The 16821-nt window shown below is 60.7% G+C and carries 21 protein-coding genes; 8 read left to right on the forward strand and 13 right to left on the reverse strand.

The genetic code is table 11. The annotated features are described in order from the left end of the window. Positions 1-24 precede the first annotated feature (24 nt). Entirely contained in the window at positions 25-606 is a 582-nt protein-coding gene (yyaC, locus tag KVT38_RS19395) for a spore protease YyaC (RefSeq protein WP_217595395.1), read from the reverse strand. A 130-nt stretch (positions 607-736) separates the two neighbouring features. Here yyaC and KVT38_RS19400 point away from each other — a divergent pair, with 130 nt between their 5' ends. After that, positions 737-958 (forward strand): DUF1128 domain-containing protein, encoded by a 222-nt coding sequence (locus KVT38_RS19400; RefSeq protein WP_090108524.1) that lies wholly within the window; start codon positions 737-739, stop codon positions 956-958. A 386-nt stretch (positions 959-1344) separates the two neighbouring features. Here the strand turns inward: KVT38_RS19400 and KVT38_RS19405 are convergent, their stop codons facing one another. The 3 genes from KVT38_RS19405 to KVT38_RS19415 form a co-directional block, all read right to left on the reverse strand. Continuing rightward, a complete protein-coding gene (locus KVT38_RS19405; RefSeq protein ID WP_483298182.1) occupies positions 1345-2970 on the reverse strand; it encodes a UDP-glucose--hexose-1-phosphate uridylyltransferase in 1626 nt (541 codons plus the stop codon). 82 nt (positions 2971-3052) lie between these two features. Further along, positions 3053-4039: a UDP-glucose 4-epimerase GalE gene (gene galE, locus KVT38_RS19410; protein ID WP_217595396.1), complete on the reverse strand. Its 987-nt coding sequence runs from the start codon at positions 4037-4039 to the stop codon at positions 3053-3055. 1 nt (position 4040) lies between these two features. Continuing rightward, complete coding sequence (locus tag KVT38_RS19415) at positions 4041-5222, reverse strand: galactokinase (protein WP_217595397.1); 1182 nt, start codon at positions 5220-5222, stop codon at positions 4041-4043. Positions 5223-5376: 154 nt separating this feature from the next. Between KVT38_RS19415 and KVT38_RS19420 the strand changes: the two genes are divergently transcribed. The 3 genes from KVT38_RS19420 (at position 5377) to KVT38_RS19430 (ending at position 7543) form a co-directional block, all read left to right on the forward strand. After that, positions 5377-6234 carry an AraC family transcriptional regulator gene (locus KVT38_RS19420; RefSeq protein WP_217595398.1) on the forward strand — a complete coding sequence of 286 codons (858 nt, stop codon included), beginning with the start codon at positions 5377-5379 and terminating at the stop codon, positions 6232-6234. Between the two features lie 195 nt (positions 6235-6429). Next, complete coding sequence (locus KVT38_RS19425; protein WP_217595399.1) at positions 6430-6597, forward strand: hypothetical protein; 168 nt, start codon at positions 6430-6432, stop codon at positions 6595-6597. A gap of 28 nt (positions 6598-6625) precedes the next feature. Continuing rightward, positions 6626-7543 (forward strand): LysR family transcriptional regulator, encoded by a 918-nt coding sequence (locus KVT38_RS19430; RefSeq protein ID WP_217595400.1) that lies wholly within the window; start codon positions 6626-6628, stop codon positions 7541-7543. A 78-nt stretch (positions 7544-7621) separates the two neighbouring features. Here the strand turns inward: KVT38_RS19430 and KVT38_RS19435 are convergent, their stop codons facing one another. Genes KVT38_RS19435 through KVT38_RS19445 form a run of 3 tightly spaced genes read right to left on the reverse strand, consistent with a single transcriptional unit; the run spans position 7622 to position 10455 of the window. Then, entirely contained in the window at positions 7622-8617 is a 996-nt protein-coding gene (locus KVT38_RS19435; protein WP_217595401.1) for a glycosyltransferase family 2 protein, read from the reverse strand. Between the two features lie 44 nt (positions 8618-8661). Further along, positions 8662-9822: a glycosyltransferase family 39 protein gene (locus KVT38_RS35570; RefSeq protein ID WP_368859129.1), complete on the reverse strand. Its 1161-nt coding sequence runs from the start codon at positions 9820-9822 to the stop codon at positions 8662-8664. A gap of 24 nt (positions 9823-9846) precedes the next feature. Next, positions 9847-10455 carry a discoidin domain-containing protein gene (locus tag KVT38_RS19445; RefSeq protein ID WP_217595403.1) on the reverse strand — a complete coding sequence of 203 codons (609 nt, stop codon included), beginning with the start codon at positions 10453-10455 and terminating at the stop codon, positions 9847-9849. 164 nt (positions 10456-10619) lie between these two features. On the opposite strand from KVT38_RS19445, the gene KVT38_RS19450 reads away from it, so the two are divergent. Continuing rightward, a complete protein-coding gene (locus tag KVT38_RS19450) occupies positions 10620-10931 on the forward strand; it encodes a YtxH domain-containing protein (RefSeq protein ID WP_254639353.1) in 312 nt (103 codons plus the stop codon). 78 nt (positions 10932-11009) lie between these two features. Beyond that, positions 11010-11294: a hypothetical protein gene (locus tag KVT38_RS19455; protein ID WP_217595405.1), complete on the forward strand. Its 285-nt coding sequence runs from the start codon at positions 11010-11012 to the stop codon at positions 11292-11294. A gap of 285 nt (positions 11295-11579) precedes the next feature. On the opposite strand, the gene KVT38_RS19460 is transcribed toward KVT38_RS19455, so the two are convergent. The 4 genes from KVT38_RS19460 to KVT38_RS19475 form a co-directional block, all read right to left on the reverse strand. Continuing rightward, the gene (locus tag KVT38_RS19460) at positions 11580-11930 is read right to left on the reverse strand and encodes a hypothetical protein (RefSeq protein WP_217595406.1); all 351 of its coding nucleotides are present in this window, start codon (positions 11928-11930) and stop codon (positions 11580-11582) included. 86 nt (positions 11931-12016) lie between these two features. Further along, on the reverse strand, positions 12017-12799 hold the full coding sequence (locus tag KVT38_RS19465) for a sigma-70 family RNA polymerase sigma factor (protein WP_217595407.1): 783 nt from the start codon (positions 12797-12799) through the stop codon (positions 12017-12019). Further along, positions 12796-13239 carry an anti-sigma B factor RsbW gene (gene rsbW / locus KVT38_RS19470; RefSeq protein WP_217595408.1) on the reverse strand — a complete coding sequence of 148 codons (444 nt, stop codon included), beginning with the start codon at positions 13237-13239 and terminating at the stop codon, positions 12796-12798. The genes KVT38_RS19465 and rsbW overlap by 4 nt, the downstream gene beginning before the upstream one ends. Before the next feature lie 46 nt (positions 13240-13285). After that, the gene (locus tag KVT38_RS19475; RefSeq protein WP_217595409.1) at positions 13286-13612 is read right to left on the reverse strand and encodes an STAS domain-containing protein; all 327 of its coding nucleotides are present in this window, start codon (positions 13610-13612) and stop codon (positions 13286-13288) included. A 157-nt stretch (positions 13613-13769) separates the two neighbouring features. Between KVT38_RS19475 and KVT38_RS19480 the strand changes: the two genes are divergently transcribed. Both KVT38_RS19480 and KVT38_RS19485 read left to right on the forward strand, forming a co-directional pair. Next, entirely contained in the window at positions 13770-13925 is a 156-nt protein-coding gene (locus tag KVT38_RS19480; protein WP_217595410.1) for a hypothetical protein, read from the forward strand. Between the two features lie 54 nt (positions 13926-13979). Beyond that, positions 13980-15209: an NAD(P)/FAD-dependent oxidoreductase gene (locus tag KVT38_RS19485; protein ID WP_217595411.1), complete on the forward strand. Its 1230-nt coding sequence runs from the start codon at positions 13980-13982 to the stop codon at positions 15207-15209. 37 nt (positions 15210-15246) lie between these two features. Here KVT38_RS19485 and KVT38_RS19490 read toward each other — a convergent pair whose 3' ends face one another. Continuing rightward, complete coding sequence (locus KVT38_RS19490; RefSeq protein ID WP_217595412.1) at positions 15247-15801, reverse strand: general stress protein; 555 nt, start codon at positions 15799-15801, stop codon at positions 15247-15249. 102 nt (positions 15802-15903) lie between these two features. After that, positions 15904-16752 (reverse strand): CheR family methyltransferase, encoded by an 849-nt coding sequence (locus KVT38_RS19495; RefSeq protein WP_217595413.1) that lies wholly within the window; start codon positions 16750-16752, stop codon positions 15904-15906. Positions 16753-16821 lie beyond the last annotated feature (69 nt).

The following is a 16821-nucleotide window of genomic DNA, read 5'->3' on the forward strand; positions in this document are numbered from 1 at the left end:
ATTAACGAATTGTCGTCCTCGAACTCAAATAAAGCCGCCGCTAGTGGGGTCGTGCGCGCCTGACGCTTCAGGACGAACGCCGCCAAGCGCGGAGGCGGCCGCAGCGGCGATCCGTTTCGCCATCTCCATCACGGCATACAGCGATGTCGTCTGGAGCGTCATGTACGGCTTGGGACCGAATTCGCCCACGACCGCCGCGACACTATAATCCCCGACCGGCGGGAGCGCCCCGCCCACCGACCTTGCCGGCTGAAGCGGTCCTTCGCCGAGCAGAAACTTCCCGACGTTCTCCGGCCGGCCGAGACAGGCGTCGATCGCGATCACGACTGCGTCCGCGGGCAGCGCCGACGCTTCGCGCTCCAGCCTGTCCGCGTCGCAAGGCTCGCGCAGCGTGCCGATCACCCCGCCGACTCCGCGTGCCTCCAGCATCGTGCCGACCAGCGGACCGAGACAGTCCCCGGTCGAGCGGTCCGTTCCGATGCAGAGAAATACGATCGTCTTGCCGGGATGCCGACCGAATGCGCTTCGAAAAAAACGCTCGAGCTCGGGCTCGCCGGAAGCGGCATAAAAGACAGGAGGCTGCCCGGGGGCGCGGTTCGCGGTCATCGTCCTGCTCCTTTCGAAGATGGCTTGTTCTCGTTACAGCGTATCACGCGACGTTCGGATACGCCAGCGCGGAGAAGGCGCCGCTGTGATACAATGAGATGAGTTTATACCGAGAGAGGATGCTGCGCGAATGGATTTGACCAAGCCGACACAAGAGAATGTAGAATATATGATCGAAGCGATCAAGACGAAGCTGCGGATGGCTTCGGGAGCCGCAATGCAGGCGTCGCATTTTAATGCTGAACGCTACGAGGATCTCAAGGACATATACGATATGGTCGCCTCCAAAGACCGCTTCAGCATCAGCGAGGTCGAAGCGCTCGTATCGGAGCTGGGCAAGCTGCGGGGGTAAATGGGTACGGAGCCGGATGCCATAAGTACAGACGTTTTGTTGCAGGCGCAATAACGATGCCGCAGACCCTTATTCGCCGGTAAACGAATGATACGGGCGAAATAGAGATCTCGCAGACTCTTATTTGCCGACAATCGATTGATGTTAGCGCAATAGAAATGCCGCAGACCCTTATTCGCCCGTTCGCCGGGTCTTTTGGAAAATTGCGCTGTGCCGGATTCTTATTCGGCGCAGATTTCGTCAAAGCGGCCAACGACCTTGCGCCCTAGCGTATTTTGGCAGCACCCAACCGAACAACCCGCCAACGCCACAGCAAAAAAACGCCTTCGTCGCCTGTCTGCTTCAGGCAACGAAGGCGTTTTACGTTTTGCGGCGCCGGGCCGCGCCTATTCGGCCCCCGGCTCCAGGAAGCCGGCCGCCGCCAGAAACCGCCCGAACGCCGCCCGACCCGCGGCGTCCTGCTTGAACACGCCGGCATCGCGCAGCACGGCGTGGAATTTGTCGCCCACGGCCGCCTGCAGCGCGGCCTTCGCTGCTTCCGGCGCCATCGCCGTTCCGTGCGCGGCGACCAGCTCCGCGATCCAGTCCGCGTGCTTCGCCAGCGGATGCGCTGCCGCATCGCTCCGGCCGCCGCCGATGGCCGCCGGGTCGTAGGCCGTCTCGCCCGTCAGCAGCCGGGCGATCTGCGCGAGCTCCGCATCGAGCCGGCCCGGCAGCACCGCGAGGCCCATCACTTCGATCAAGCCGATGTTTTCCTTCTTGATGTGGTGCAGCTCCCGGTGCGGATGGAAAATGCCGTCCGGGTGCTCGTCGCTCGTACGATTGTTGCGCAGCACGAGGTCAAGCTCGTATTCGCCGTCCGCGGCGAGTCTGGCGATCGGCGTGATCGTGTTGTGCGGCACGTCGCCGCTCGCCGCATACACCTCTGCGGACGCGTCGCTGTAAGCCCGCCAATCCGCCAGCACTCGATCGGCCACGCGGAGCAGCGCCGCCCGGTCGCGGCTGCGAAGGCGCAGCGCCGACATCGGCCACTGCACGATGCCCCCGCGCACCCCCCGCTCCCCGCCATGCGTCGCCCATTCCGCCACGCCCGCCTTTTCCATCGGAAACACATGCCTGCCCCCCTGGAAATGGTCGTGGTTCAGGATGGAGCCGCCCACGATCGGCAGGTCCGCGTTCGAACCGACGAAGTAGTGCGGATAAGCGTCCACGAAGTCGAGCAGCCGTTCGAACGTCTCGGGCACGATGCGCATCGGCACATGCTCGCCCCGCAGGATGATGCTGTGCTCGTTGTAGTACACATATGGCGAGTACTGGAAAAACCACCGTTCGCCCCGCAGCGTAAGCGGCAATATCCGCAAATTTTGGCGCGCCGGGTGATCTGGCCTGCCGGCATAGCCGACGTTTTCGCGGCACAGCAGGCACTTCGGATAGTCGGTCTTCGTCTGCGGCAGGCTGCGGAGCAGCGCGATCTCCCGCGGATCCTTTTCCGGCTTGGACAGGTTGACCGTGATCTCCAGCTCGCCGTCGGCCGTCGGATGCAGCCAATAGCCATTCTTCGAGATCCGGTCCATCCGGATATAGTTGGAGTCGATATTGAGCCTGTAAAACCAATCCGTCGCCGCACGCACGCCTTCCGCGGCCGACAGCCGGTCGAACGCCGCCGACGTCTGCGACGGACGGGGCATCAGCAGTCCCATGATCCGGGCGTCGAACAGATCGCGCTGCGTCGTCGTGTCGTCCGGGATCAGCCCCAGCGCGGCGGCCGCATCCAGCAGCGGCTCCAGCACGGCGACCGGGCTGTCAAGCGTCTCCTCCGGCAGCGGGCCGCCCGCAGGCGCCTTCAGTCCGAACAAATCCAGCAGCGCGTTGTGCGCGTAATCCTCGTCCAGCTCGCCGATCATGCCGCGCTTCAGCGCGAATCGCACCAGCCGCCGGATCAGCGATCCGATCTCGGCTCTGCGCGCCTCGGTCATGCCGCTCGTGTCCGCGGCTTCGCCGTTGTTGCTCATCTCGTGTCATCCCTTCGTCTGCTCTAAGCGTCCCCTGCCCACACCTCGCGCATTTCCTCTTGCCCAGCCGCCCCGCCAGCCTTTACTTTCCGTACCCGTTCGGGTGCGCCGAATGCCAAGCCCAGGCGCTCTCGACGATCGGGCGCAGATCGGCGAACTTCGGCGTCCAGCCGAGCTCCGTGCGCGCCCGCTCCGACGACGCGATCAGCACCGCGGGATCTCCCGAGCGGCGCGGCACGATTTTCGCGGGAATCTCATGGCCGGTCACCTCGCGGGAAACGTCGATCACCTGCTTGACGGAAAAGCCCGTGCCGTTGCCCAAATTGTAGACGGCGCTCTCGCCGCCTTCGCGCAGACGGTTCAGGGCGCGGATGTGCGCGTTCGCCAGATCGCTGACGTGAATGTAGTCACGGATGCAAGTTCCGTCCTCGGTCGGATAGTCGTCGCCGAACACCGAGATGAATTCGCGCTGTCCGAGCGCCACCTGCAGCACGAGCGGGATCAGATGAGATTCGGGCGTATGGTCCTCGCCGATCTTGCCGCTCTCGTGCGCGCCGGCGGCGTTGAAGTAGCGGAGCGACACGTTTTTGATGCCGTGCGCGACGTCGAACCAGGAGATCATCTTCTCCATGGCCAGCTTCGTCTCGCCGTAGGCGTTGGTCGGCTTGGTCCGGTCGTACTCGTCGATCGGCACCTTCTCGGGCTCGCCGTACGTCGCCGCGGTAGAGGAAAATACGATGCGGGAGACGCCGGCCTTTTTCATCGCCTCCAGCAGCACGAGTGTGCCGTACACGTTGTTATGGTAATATTTGCCCGGATTCGTCATGCTCTCGCCGACCAGCGAGTTGGCCGCGAAGTGGATGACGCCGTCGATCTCGTTTTCGGAAAAAATCCGGTCCAGCAGCGCTTCGTCGCGCAGGTCGCCCTCGTACAGCTTGCCGCCGAGCAGCGCCTCCTTATGACCCTGGTACAGGTTGTCTACCACGACGACCTCTTCGCCTTTGTCCAGCAATGCCGCTACCGTATGGGAGCCGATATAGCCCGCTCCGCCCGTCACCAATACCGCCATATCAGTTCGCCTCCTTGATCTCGTGGACGCCGTCGCCGATGTCGCATACGTAAAAATCCGCCGTCAGTCCCGTCACCGCCTTATACTTGTCGCCGACCTCGGCGATAAAGCGCTCTGTGCTATCCTTGTGCACGAGCGAGATCGTGCATCCGCCGAAGCCCGCGCCCGTCATGCGGGAGCCGAGCACGCCCGGCACCTCGCGCGCCGCGGCTACCATCGCGTCGAGCTCCGCGCCCGTCACCTCGTACAGGTCGCGCAGCGAATCGTGCGACGCGTTCATCAGCTGCCCGAAGGCGGCCAGATCTCCCTGGCGCAGCACCTCTACGGAGCGGCCGACGCGGTCGATCTCTTCGACGACGTGGCGCGCGCGCTTGCGGACGATCTCGTCCGCAATCAGATGCGCGTTGTCGTTGAACTGGGCGAGCGTCAGCTGGCCGAGCAGCGTCAGCTCGGGGAACGCAGCGCGCAAATCGCTGACCGCGGCTTCGCATTGCGCCCGGCGCTCGTTGTACGCGGAGTCGACCAACCCGCGGCGCTTGTTCGTGTTGCCGATGACGAGCTTGTAATCGCCCGACTCGAACGGGACGAGCTCGTACTTCAAGGTGTCGCAGTCGAGCAGGATGGCGTGATCCTTGCGGCCGTTGGCGACCGCGAACTGGTCCATAATGCCGCATTTGACGCCGACGAACTCGTTCTCCGCATGCTGCGACCAGAGCGCAATCTCGACCGTGTCGGTCTTGCGGCCTTCGAGCGTCAGCAGCGCGAACGCCGTGACGACCTCGATCGAAGCGGACGAGGACAGCCCCGCGCCGTTCGGAATCTCGCCGTGATACAAAATGTCGTAGCCCCGCGACAGCGTGATGCCCCGCTGCGTCAGCTCCCAGACGACGCCCTTCGGATAGTTGGTCCAGTCGTCCTCCTCGGAGAAGGCGAGATCGTCCGCCGGGACGAGCCGCGACTGCGGAAAGTTCGTCGAAGCCAGGTGCAGCTGGCGATCGGCGCGCGGGCGGATGAGCAGCGTCGTGCCGAACGTCAGCGCGGCCGGGAAGACGGCGCCGCCGTTGTAGTCGGTATGCACGCCGATCAGGTTCACGCGACCCGGCGCGGCGAAGATGCGGATGTCGGACTCGCCCTCGCCGAGGCGGGTGATGAATTGCTCGCGAAGCGTCGGATAATGAGGCATGATGGGATTCCTCCTGAGATTAGGGCTGCGATTTAATTCCAGTATAACGCCGGAAGGCGCGAACGGGAAATGGCTTGAAATGCGGTCTCTATGGAGAAATGTGACTTCGTGCGGTACAATCGCGATAAGAAGCCCGATAAGGAGACGGATCAAGGTGAACCGAGCCCCCGATTACCGCGTCGCCTCCAATCCCGCGCGCACGCTCCCCCAAGGGCTCGCCGCGCTGTTCGCGGGGGAGAGCCAGACCCGTCCGGCGCATCGCGTCGGACCGAAGGTCGTCGATTACTATTTGCTGCATCATGTGATTTCCGGCCACGGCGTCTTCGAGACCGAAGGGCGCGTTCACGCGCTCGGTCCCGGCCATACGTTTCTGATCCGCCCCAAGCGCCTGTTCAGCTACGAATCGGACGCGATTGATCCGTGGCGGTACCGCTGGGTCGCCTTCGCGGGCGACCGGGCGGCGTCTCTGCTGGCCGAAGCCGGTCTCGGCGCCGACCGCCATATCGTTTTCACCGGCGAAGACTCGTCGCCGGACGAGCGATGCCGCGAGATCTACGAGGCGTTCCGCGCGCGGCGTCCCTCCGCCTCGCTCGAGGCCGCCGGCCTGCTTTATCTCTTGCTCGCCTCTCTCATGTCGACCGGCGCAGAGCGCGCGGAGCAGCCGCCGATCGGCGATACGCACGGCGAGGAGCTCGTCCGCCAGGTGATCGGCTACCTATCAACCCAGTACGCCGAGCCGGTATCGATCGAAGCGATGGCGGAGACGCTCGGCTACAACCGGGCCTATCTGTCGCGCTTGTTCAAGCGCCACGCCGGCGTGACGCCGATCGCCTTTCTCACCCGCATCCGGATCGACCGCGGCAAGCGTCTTCTGCGTGAGCGGCCCGAGCTGACGGTCGAGCAGGTCGCTTCTTCGGTCGGCTTTCCGGACGCCTTGTATTTTTCCAAACAATTCAGGCGCGCGTTCGGCACGACGCCTACGGGCTACCGGACGGACGCCTTGCGCTCCTGACCGCCCTTGACCGCTCCTGACCGCTCTTGACCGCCCTTTACAGCTCTTGACCGCTCTTGCCCCCAGCCCCCGAACGTTCCGATGATGGCGTTTCCATCGATATTATCGATAATCGGCATGCAAATCGCTCGATAACCCCCGGTCCGGTGAGGGTGTTAAGATATTCCTCAACCAAAGACCGAGGGGGCGATTTATTTGTTGATCCAAGACCGGACGGCCTATAAAATATGGGAGAACGAGATCAAAGTCAGCGAGCGGCGCTGGGCGGTCGAACGGCACGTTCGAGAGACGAAGCGCCCGCATGCCGGGCTGCCGGCCTCCTGGCTGGCGCTGATGCTGCTCGGCTGGCTGCGCGGTCACTGATCCGTCCTTTAGACAGGTGGTGGCAAATGTGGACTTTATTTATATCCGTTCTTTTATCGAGGTAGCGCGCTGTCACAGCTTCACCAAGGCGGCGGAGAATCTGGGCTACGTCCAGTCCAGCGTCACGACGCACATTCAGAAGCTGGAGCAGGAATACGGCGTGGTCCTGTTCGAGCGGTTCGGCAGATCGATGAGACTGACCTCCGCAGGCGAGCAGCTTCGCGACACGTTCGAGCAGATTCTGACGCTGTACGAGAGCTCCAAGCATCTGATCTCCAGGCCCGCCAAGGGACATCTGGACATCGGCACGATCGAATCGCTCTTCTCCTACTTCCTGCCTCCCGTCTTCAACCAGTACCGCCGCGTCTATCCCGAGATCAACCTCCAGGTGCATCCGATCACGGAGACTCAGATCTTGCAGTTGATCAAGGCCGGAGAGATCGACCTCGGCATCGTTCTCGACCAGCCGATTCACGATGAGGACATCGAGGCGATCAAGCTGCGCGAGGAAGAGCTGGTGCTCGTGGCGAGCCCGGGACACCGGCTGCAGCAGGCCGTACAGGTTTGCGCCGCCGACTTGAACGGCCAGTCCTATATCGCGACGGAGCATACGTGCACGTATCGCAACGCCTTCGAGAAGCTGCTGGGCAAGCACGGCGTCGCCTACGACGTCCACCATGAATTCGGCAGCCTCGAGGCGATCAAACAGTGCGTATCCTACGGCCTTGGCATCGGACTGCTGCCTCGGATCGCGGTCGTGCGCGAGCTGGCGGAGGGCAGACTGATTCGGCTTCCCTTTTCCCATCCGGACATCACCTTCTATACGCAGATCGTCATCCACCGCAAAAAGTGGCGCGATCCCGCGATTCGCCATATGATGGAGCTGCTTCGCGAAGCGGCCGGGCGTGACGGCGAGGGCGAAGGCGAGATATCGGCAGCGCTATGAGAAAAACGAAAAAAACGGGACACGGCAGGGCGCTGACGCTCTTGCAATGTCCCGTTTTTTTAACGTACGGCGATGCGGTCATCTCCGCAGCGCATAAGGCGCTTGCTCCCGCGGCTCGCGCGAATCATCCTGCGCAGCTTCGAAGTTCAGCTTGTCCGCCACCAGATATAGCGGTCGCCGCTTCGATTCCTCGTAGATGCGTCCGATATACTCGCCCAGCACGCCGAGCAGCGACAGCGTGATCCCGTGGAAAAACAGGCTGATCACGATAAGCGACGTCCAACCCGCGGTCGTTGTGTCGGTGAAGATGCGCTGGCAGATGACGACGATCAGATAGATAAAGCCCGCGGCCGACAGCAAAAAGCCGAGAATCCCGGCCAGCTTGAGCGGCTTGGTGGAAAAGGAGGTGATCGCGTCCAGCGACAGGCGCACCATCTTGCGCAGCGGATACTTGGTCTCTCCGGCGAAGCGCTCCTCGCGCGCATACTCGAGACCGATCTGGCGATAGCCCGCCCAGGCGACCATGCCGCGGATAAAGCGGCTCCGCTCGCGCATTCCGCTCAGCGCGTCGCACACTTTGCGGTCCATGAGCCGGAAGTCGCCGGTATCGACCGGAATGTTGACCGAGGTCATTGCCGCCAGCGTGCGATAAAACCACTTGGCCGTCGTTTTTTTGAACCAGGTCTCGCCCTGCCGGGAGATGCGCTTGCCGTAGACGACGTCGTAGCCCTCGCGCCACAGCGCCAGCATCTGCGGAATGAGGGCCGGCGGATCTTGGAGGTCCGCGTCGATCAGGACGACCGCTCTGCCGGAAGCATGATCCATGCCGGCGGTCACGGCGATCTGGTGGCCGAAGTTGCGGGCGAAATCGAGCAGCTTCACTCTGGCGTCTCGCCCGCATATGCCCCGCACGATGGCGGCCGTCCGATCCCTGCTGCCGTCGTTGACGAATACGAGCTCGTAGCTCTCGCCCGTCGCTTCCAGCACCTCCGTCAATTTCGCATACGTAGTCTCTATGACCTCTTCCTCGTTGTACATCGGGACGACGACAGACAGCGTCACCACAGCAGCCATGCGGCTTCCTCCTCAACTTGCCTGAACTTCAGGACGAATATCGATCAGAATCCCCAGCTCGGCAGCCAGCGGATGCCGAAGTTCATCCACTCCCGGCTGATGGTCATGCCGGTCAGCACCGGATAGAACCAAACGAACAGGACGGCGGCGCCGGCAATGACGAGCGCGGTGAACGTCCTGCCGTAGTACCAGCGCTGCTCCAGCCAGCGAAGCATCCACACAATGGACAGAATCAGCAGCGGCACCATCGGGAAGTAATGGTACAGGAACGTTATGCTGCGCGGCGACACCATCCACGGGACGTAAAACGACAAATACATGACCGCGATCGTCAACACAATCTTGTCCCTGTTGCGTGCGCCCAGCCACCAGGACAGCAGCATGGCCGCAAGGCCGCCCCACCAGACGAGCGGATTGCCGATGGCGGCGATGCTCTGCGCATCCCCCTTCGCCAGGTCCTTGCCGCCGTAGTACCAGACCGGTCGAAGCATTTCGGGCCACGTATACCATTTGGACGAGTACGGGTGCTTCTCCTTGACGCCTTTATGATAATTGTAAATGTCCTTCTGGTAACGAGGCAGATCCTTCAGGCCGTCGTCCGCTTTGGTCGCCTTTTCGTAAGGAATGTACGAAGCCGCATAAATTCCCGCAGGCACCGCCACGAACAGGATCAAGCAAGACAGCAGCGTGAGCGTCAGCTTCTTGAAGTAGGCGCTGCCGTATTCCCACCGGGACTCTCTCCAGCGTCTGTAGAGCGCCAGAAACAGCAGGACGGCCAGGCCTGCGCCGCCGTACATATAGTTCCATTTGACCGCGGAAGCGCAGCCGAAAAAAATCCCGGACAGCGCCAGGTAGCCGAAGCTTCGCCCGAAGCCCCCGCTCTCCCATTTTTTCTCTCCGTACTTGTACATAAACGTGTACATCAAAATCGTGAAGGTCACGCCGAAAATGTCGACGTTGGCCATGCGCGAATGGACGAGATGGAAGCCCTCCAGCACGAGCAGCAAAGCCGCGATGAACGCGTAGCGCGTGCTGCGGAACATCGCTCTGGCCGCCGCGTAGAACACGGGCACCATCAATGTGCCGCACACCGCGGCCATGAATCTCCAGCCGTACGGCGTCATATCGAACAGACGGATGCCGAACGTGAGCAGCCACTTGCCGAGCGGCGGATGCGTCCATTCGTAAGGCTGGATCTCATGGATGAATTCGTAGGCGGTGCGCCCGTGTTAAATCTCGTCGAAATGCATGCTGTTGCGGTAGCCCGGCCGATACGGCGCTTCGTCCTGCTCGTCGAATACCTGCTCGCCGCCGCCTGCGGAAGTCTCTCCCTTGGCGCCGGCGGGCGCGATGCCGGCGATGGCGATCCGCGCTTTTGTACCCGCCTCGAAAAAGCCGGCCTCGTAGAGGCTGTACCCGGTGCGCTTGGCCGTAAACTTCATGTACCGCGCGCTGGCCGGCTTGTCCTCTGCCATCCAGGTGAATACACGCCCCGTCTTGTGTTCGACCGTCAGATACGGCGACCAGTTCACGCCGTCGGCCGACGATTCGATCTGCGTCTCGCCCGCGGCTCCAGGCCCCTCGTACAGGCTAATGCGGCCGACCTGGCGCAGCTCGCCGAAGTCGGCGACGAAGCCTTCGCCAGATACGTCGGGCCGCCAGAACGTCTGCGGCGCATGCCGGTTGCCCAGATCGTGGAGCGACAGCCAGGCCGAGACGAGCATGAGAATCCCGATCAAAATAAAATCGATCCGGCTCCAAGGTCTTCTGCTCCGCTCCGATTCGCTGCGGCTCCAGCCGTACGAAGACAGGCTACCGCCGTATTCTTGTGATTCCATGAACGTCCTCGCCCTCTTTGATCATCTGCTACCTATTGTAGTCTAAAGCACGCCCTGCGGAAAGTCCGCTTTGATTCAGCACCTACCCCCTAGGGTAAAAATAGCTCAAGCAGGACGTTAACACTTATAACAAAATGGCACAGCCATTACAAGGAGGAATTCACATGGCAGGAATGGTAAAGGGTGTTGTTATCGGCGGCGTAGTAGGCGCGGCAGCAGCGCTGCTGCTGGCTCCGAAACCGGGACGCGAGACGCGTCAGGATCTGATGAACGCCTACAGCAAATCGATGGATAAGTCGAAGGAATGGGTTTCCACCGCGGGAACCAAAACGCAAGAGTTGGCCTCCAAAGTCGGCCAACAAGCTTCGGATATGATCGGCCAGACCAAATCGGCATTGTCCAGCGCGAAGGACGGCATGAACGGCGCCAAGGACGAGATCACCGGCTCCCTTCAGGAATCGACGAAGCCGAACTGAATAACCTCCAAAAGCCAACCCTGAGCTTGCTCGGGATTGGCTTTTGTCTGTGCGAATTTCTGAAGAGGAGCGATTAAGATGACTGAATCCAAACAGCCCGACGTTCGGGAGGACGTCGCCGAAGGCGTGGCCGCTCAGCCTGATGCGGCGATCGATCGCGCGAATGCCGATTATCGCTCAGAAGAAGACAGCCGGCCCTCCGGCCCGATCGAGACCCGCTCCGTCGACGAGGCGATGAACGGCTCGATGGTGCAGGACTTCGACGATCTGAAGCGTCTTGGCCGCGATATGGAGCGCGTCAAGACAGGCAGCGAGCTGAGCGAGGAAGGACTTGTGAGCGACCCGATCCAGGAGAAGGCCTGAGGCTGAGGCGTTATGAGCCCGCTCCTGGACTCAGGAGCCGTTATTCTTGATCCAGCCGACATCATGGGCCTCTTGCGGACTCAGGCGCCGCTATTGCGCAATAGTGGGCTTCTTTTAGTCTGGATTCGGTTGAATAACGTCCACCCAGTCCGTTACGATCGTCTCGGGACCGGTTTTTACGAAAATAGCGACTCCTGAGTCCGGTGCCCGGTGTCCTCTGCCTAACTTGCCATCCATTGAAAAAAGGGCCTCCGAAGAGGCCCCTCATTTATGTTGCAACCGGTTTCAACCTGTTTGCTGTATGCCGTGCTTGATGGCTTCGCGATTGAGAAGCGACTTCAGATCGGAGGCGTCGAGTTCCTGACTGAGCAGCGACACGACATCGATGGAAGGTACGCCGTCTCTGACGAACTCCCCACCGGAGAGATGGTAGCCGAATTCCCTCGCAATGGTATACGACTGGCAGAGTTGATCCGCCGCGTGTACAGCCTCTTGCTCGGATGCATATTCGGCTAACCGGTTGCCGTTGCCAAGTGGCGTTTTGCGGGATTGGATGCTAAGGGTATGGGCCTCGTCTTTTTGCCTGACTACAATGTCGCACTCGAAGCATTCGATTCGATATTTAACCGTCATCATGTCCACCGCCTTCGGCGAAGTGAATGGTGTAGCTTACCGATTATTACCCGGCGGCAGGACGGTAGAAACAGTTGATCGAATTGGAATTAATCGGAATCCTCGTCGTCGTCGGGTTCGGTCAGCCAGCCCTTCAGCTTCTCGATGGCGCGCCGTTGGATGCGGGAGATGCTCATCTGTGACACCTGCAGGCGGTCGGCGGCGCTGCGCTGGGACAGCCCTTCTTCGTACAGGAGCAAGAGCACCTGACGTTCTTCGGGCTTCAGCTTCATCATCGCTTCCTGCAGATCGATGCGGCGGTCGACGCCGGCAAAGTCGTCGGCGGTCGAGCCGATCAGTTCACCGAGCGTAGCGGTGTTTTCTTCCTGCGATACCGGCGTATCGAGCGAGACGTAGTGATGCAGCTCGCGTCCGGCCAGCACCTCGAGCGTATCCTCGACGCTCATCTCCAGGAATTCGGCGATCTCCTCGACGCTCGGGGAGCGTTCGAGGCGTACGGTCATCTCGTCGATCGCCTGCTGCACGACGAGACCCTTCTCTTTGATCCGTCGCGGCACTTGAATGTACCACGACTTGTCGCGGAGGTAATTTTTCATCTGGCCGACGATGCTCTTCATCGCATACGGCTCGAACGGCATGCCCAGATCGGGATCGAACTGCTTAAGCAGCCGGAAAAGCGTCATGCGGCCGACCTGGAACAAATCTTCCTGCAGGCTCAGATGGCTGCGCGACATTTTGTGCGCGGCCATGCGAACGAGCGGCTCGTAGTGCCGAATGAGCTCCTCGGCCAGCTCGTTGCGCAGCGTTTTCTGGTATTCCAGAAGCTTCAAGATCGCGTCGTCGGGCAGACGGGCGCTCGATTGAAGGCTCATACCGTTTCTTGCGCCAGCCGCCGTTTAGTGAGGATGACGCTCGTGCCTTGATTGCTTCGAATCTCCACTTCGTCCATCAACGCTTGCATCAAGTAAAGTCCCAATCCGCCCGACTGGATTTCATCGATGGACTTACCGTGCAAGGTGGACGTGGACCGATCGGTCACCTGTTCGAAGCTGACGCCCGAATCGCTCACCGCGATCTGGAGACGGTCTTCGTTCATGATGGTGAAGGACACCTCGATATGGCCCGGTTGAGAATGATCATAGGCATGCAAAACGGCGTTGTTACATGCTTCCGAGACGGCAACCTTCATATCTTCGATCTCTTCGAAAGAAAATTTCATCTTGGCGGCTATGCCGTACAAGGTCAAGCGGATAATGTCAACGAACTCGGCTTTGGCGGGTACCGTCAGCGTCACTGTCCCATCGTTTCTCATCGTTGTTTCGTCCTCGTTCCCTTCGGAATGTAAGTGCTCGCTCGCATTAAGCATTTGGAGAAGCGGCCAAGAACGGGGTGATCCCCGTCATATCGAATAGTTTTTGAATCGTCGAAGGCACTTCTTCTACTCCGAACGGGGCGTTGCGAGCATGACGGGCCTTCACGATGCTGATCAGAATGCCGATGCCGGTGCTGTCGATGTATTTGAGGTCTCGAAGATTAAGTACGAGCTTGCGGTCGGACAATTCCATCAGGGGCTCCATCACGGAGCGCATCTGCGAAGCGACCTCGAGATCGAGCTCGCCTGCGATCCGCACGACGGTCAAGCCGTCCAGATTTTCGGTTTGAAATGTCAATTTTTCGCTTTGCATACGAAACCCCTTTCCGTTATTCATAGATTTTATTACCCCTCGCCCTTGTCTGTTGAAACAGCCCTAAACCTGGAAAACGCCTTTGTTTTGGGCAGTCTGCGGTCGGGTAAAGAAGCATATCCCAGCTCAGGATAAAAAATACGCGAAGGAGCTGAACATGATGAACAAGGACGTCGACATCGAAAGGCACGAGGTGCAGGAAAAGTCGGATTCCAGCATGGTTTGGTCGACCTTCATCAAGTATGCCGCATATTTGATCATTTTTTTCGGCGTACTGTACTTGATTATCTACTACCTGCTGCCGCTCGTCTAACGAACGTCTCTTTAGGATATACTTGGACGAATCCCATCTGACGGAGGCGTTCGATTGCACCCGCTATATTACGGTTCTTTGCTCTGGCTCGCCGGCGGCGGCGAGCCTCCCCGTTATCCGTCCCTATCCGGCCGATCCGCGCGGTGCGACGTGTTGATCGTCGGCGGCGGCTTGACCGGTACGTTGACGGCCGACGCATTGACTGCGGCAGGCCTCTCCGTCGTTCTGATCGACGAAGGACGAATCGGCGGAGGCAGTTCCGCCGCCAGCACCGGGTTGCTTCAATACTCCAATGATATCATGCTGTCCGACCTCTTGTCCCGCATAGGCGAGGAACGTGCCGCTCATTTTTACCGGGCCTGCAAAAACGCCGTGGAACGGCTGGGCCAGCTTGCGGAGACGCTCCCGGACGACGTGGCGTTCAAACGCCGCAGCAGCCTTTACTTTGCCAGCTCCGAAGCTGACGTGCCCAAGCTCAAGACGGAATACGAAGCACTTCGCGCCAGGGGCTTCAGCGTCGATTGGCTGGAGCAGGCTGACTTTCGCGCGATTTTCCCTTTCGCCAAACCCGCGGCTCTTGTGACGAACGGCGACGGCGAACTGAATCCGTACCGCCTGTCCGTCAGACTCGCCGAACGAGCCGCGGAAAAAGGAGCCCGCATCCACGAAAATACGTCCCTGAAGTCCGTCGAAGGACCGAAGGGCGATTTGGCGTGTCATACCTCGCACGGTACGGTGCGCGCTTCGTCCGTCATCTACGCGGTCGGCTACCGTCCCGAGATCGCCGGCCTCGGCCATCTCGCTATCAAGTATGCCCGCACCAGTGCTATCGCGACGCGAGTCGTACCGTCGCTCGCCGATTGGCACCAAAGATGGCTGCTGTGGGAAACGGCAAGGCCTTATTTGTATGCCCGGACGACGCGGGACGGCCGCGTCGTGATCGGCGGCTTCGATGAAAATATTCGCGAACCGATAGCGGACCGGAGCGCCTTGAACAAGCAGGCGAACCGGCTCCTCGCGGAAGCCCGCAAGCTGTTTCCCGAATTGTCGCTGGAAACGGAGTACGCCTGGAATGCCGCCTTTTGCGAATCTGAGGACGATCTGCCTTTGATCGGCGAAGATCCGGAGCGTCCAGGGCGATATGTAGCGCTTGGGTACGGCGGCAACGGAGCGGTGTACAGTATGCTAGCAAGCGGCATACTGACGGAGGCGCTTCAAGGCAAGACCAGCATGCTGGCCGAGCTCGTCGGACTCCGCAGTCGAAGAACCGGCCTGCCGCAGTAGCAGAAGACCGGTTCTTTTTTTGCGACGACCCTCGCCGTCAGTTAAGTACTTCGACAGCTCCCGCCTGGCTTAGCAGGCTGCCCGCCTGATCGTCGGGACGATCGTCGACGACGACAAGATAGCGGCCGCCGTTGACTTCGTCGGCCAGTCTTCCCGCATCGCCGTCCGGCAGGCCCAGATCGGCCAGCACGTCGTCCGTATGCAGTCCGTCGCCGTCCAGGTCCAGCAGGCTGCCGCCCCGCCCGGCCAAGCCGGCCGCAGCCAAGCCCGCAGGCACGACGCCGCCGGCGTAACCGCCGGTGCCGCTAACCCCCGGCGTCGCCAGGAGGCCGGCCGCCGGAAGCGGGAGCACGCCATCGTCTCCCCACGACGAACCGTCGCCGTCGCGATCGCCGTAGGAACGATCTCTGGCTTCCTGGATGCCGGTGATGCTCTCGACCTGGATCGCTTCGCTGGCAGTGAGCAGCGGCACGTTTTCCTCGCTCTTGACGATGACGCGCACGCCGTCCTTGTGCGCGCCGTTCGCGCGAAGCAGCTCCACGGCGTCCAACACGCGTTGCTCGCTTTCAAAAATGCCGATCGTGACTCCCATGGCCATTCCCTCCTTGTAGGCGGCAAACGAACGCATCGCCTTTTTGTAATTTTACCCGAGGGATGGCGCTTTGAACCGCGCACGCCGCTTCCGCGACGCGCCTCAAAGCGGCTTGCGATAGATCCGGTACTCGTCGTTCCAAGTCTCGTAGCGTCCGGCGAAGCTCGTGAAGGCGACCGATTCCTTGTTGCCGAGAACGAGAAAGCCGCCCGGCGACAAGCTTTCGTACAACAGCGTATGAACCCGCTCGCGGAGCCCGTTGTCGAAGTAAATCATGACGTTCCGGCAAAAGATGATCTGAAACTCGTTAAACGAGCGATCCGTCACCAGATTGTGCTCCGCGAAAACGATTCGTTCGAGGTACTTGGCATGCAGCATCGCTTGTCCGTGATTCGTTTCGTAAAAAGACGCGAAGGGCGCCTTCCCGCCGGACTGCTCGTAGTTATGCGCGTACAGGGTCATCCGTTCCTGCGAGATCAGGCCTTGTCTGGCGCGCTGCAGACTCGCCTCGCTGATGTCCGTCGCATAGATGCGCGAATGATTCAGCATCCCGATCTCATCCAGCAGAATGGCCATGGAGTAGGCTTCCTCGCCGGTCGCGCAGCCCGCGTGCCAGGCGCGAATGAAGGAAGCCTCCTTCAGGATCGGCATCACCCGCGCTCTAAGAATCTGGAACAAGCCCGGGTCTCTGAACATCTCCGTGACCGGAATGACCAGATCGGACAGCAGCCGTTCGAACGCGTCGCGATCGTGCAGCACGAGATTTTGCAGCAGGGAAATCGTCCCGAGCTGTTCGATCGAGGCGCGGTGCCATATTCGGCGCCGCAACGACGGATAGGCATAATTGCGAAAATCGTAGCCGTACCTTTTGAAAAGCGCCTCGAGTAGACTTTCGATTTCGATTTTTTCCAGGCGCTCGTCATAGGGGCTAATATCTAAAAAATCCGTCAATGTAACACCACGCTTTTTATGAATCGCCGTCGTTCACCGTCCTGCCTGCCTTGAGGCTTACGCCTCTTG

The organism is Cohnella sp. GbtcB17, from assembly GCF_019091135.1.
GTDB lineage: Bacteria > Bacillota > Bacilli > Paenibacillales > Paenibacillaceae > Cohnella.

Coding starts and splice junctions, on each gene's coding strand:
- yyaC (WP_217595395.1), bottom strand. CDS start 606: ATGACCGCGAACCGCGCCCCCGGGCAGCCTCCTGTCTTTTATGCCGCT.
- KVT38_RS19400 (WP_090108524.1), top strand. CDS start 737: ATGGATTTGACCAAGCCGACACAAGAGAATGTAGAATATATGATCGAA.
- KVT38_RS19405 (WP_483298182.1), bottom strand. CDS start 2,970: ATGAGCAACAACGGCGAAGCCGCGGACACGAGCGGCATGACCGAGGCG.
- galE (WP_217595396.1), bottom strand. CDS start 4,039: ATGGCGGTATTGGTGACGGGCGGAGCGGGCTATATCGGCTCCCATACG.
- KVT38_RS19415 (WP_217595397.1), bottom strand. CDS start 5,222: ATGCCTCATTATCCGACGCTTCGCGAGCAATTCATCACCCGCCTCGGC.
- KVT38_RS19435 (WP_217595401.1), bottom strand. CDS start 8,617: ATGGCTGCTGTGGTGACGCTGTCTGTCGTCGTCCCGATGTACAACGAG.
- KVT38_RS19445 (WP_217595403.1), bottom strand. CDS start 10,455: ATGGAATCACAAGAATACGGCGGTAGCCTGTCTTCGTACGGCTGGAGC.
- KVT38_RS19450 (WP_254639353.1), top strand. CDS start 10,620: ATGGCAGGAATGGTAAAGGGTGTTGTTATCGGCGGCGTAGTAGGCGCG.
- KVT38_RS19455 (WP_217595405.1), top strand. CDS start 11,010: ATGACTGAATCCAAACAGCCCGACGTTCGGGAGGACGTCGCCGAAGGC.
- KVT38_RS19460 (WP_217595406.1), bottom strand. CDS start 11,930: ATGATGACGGTTAAATATCGAATCGAATGCTTCGAGTGCGACATTGTA.
- KVT38_RS19465 (WP_217595407.1), bottom strand. CDS start 12,799: ATGAGCCTTCAATCGAGCGCCCGTCTGCCCGACGACGCGATCTTGAAG.
- rsbW (WP_217595408.1), bottom strand. CDS start 13,239: ATGAGAAACGATGGGACAGTGACGCTGACGGTACCCGCCAAAGCCGAG.
- KVT38_RS19475 (WP_217595409.1), bottom strand. CDS start 13,612: ATGCAAAGCGAAAAATTGACATTTCAAACCGAAAATCTGGACGGCTTG.
- KVT38_RS19480 (WP_217595410.1), top strand. CDS start 13,770: ATGATGAACAAGGACGTCGACATCGAAAGGCACGAGGTGCAGGAAAAG.
- KVT38_RS19490 (WP_217595412.1), bottom strand. CDS start 15,801: ATGGGAGTCACGATCGGCATTTTTGAAAGCGAGCAACGCGTGTTGGAC.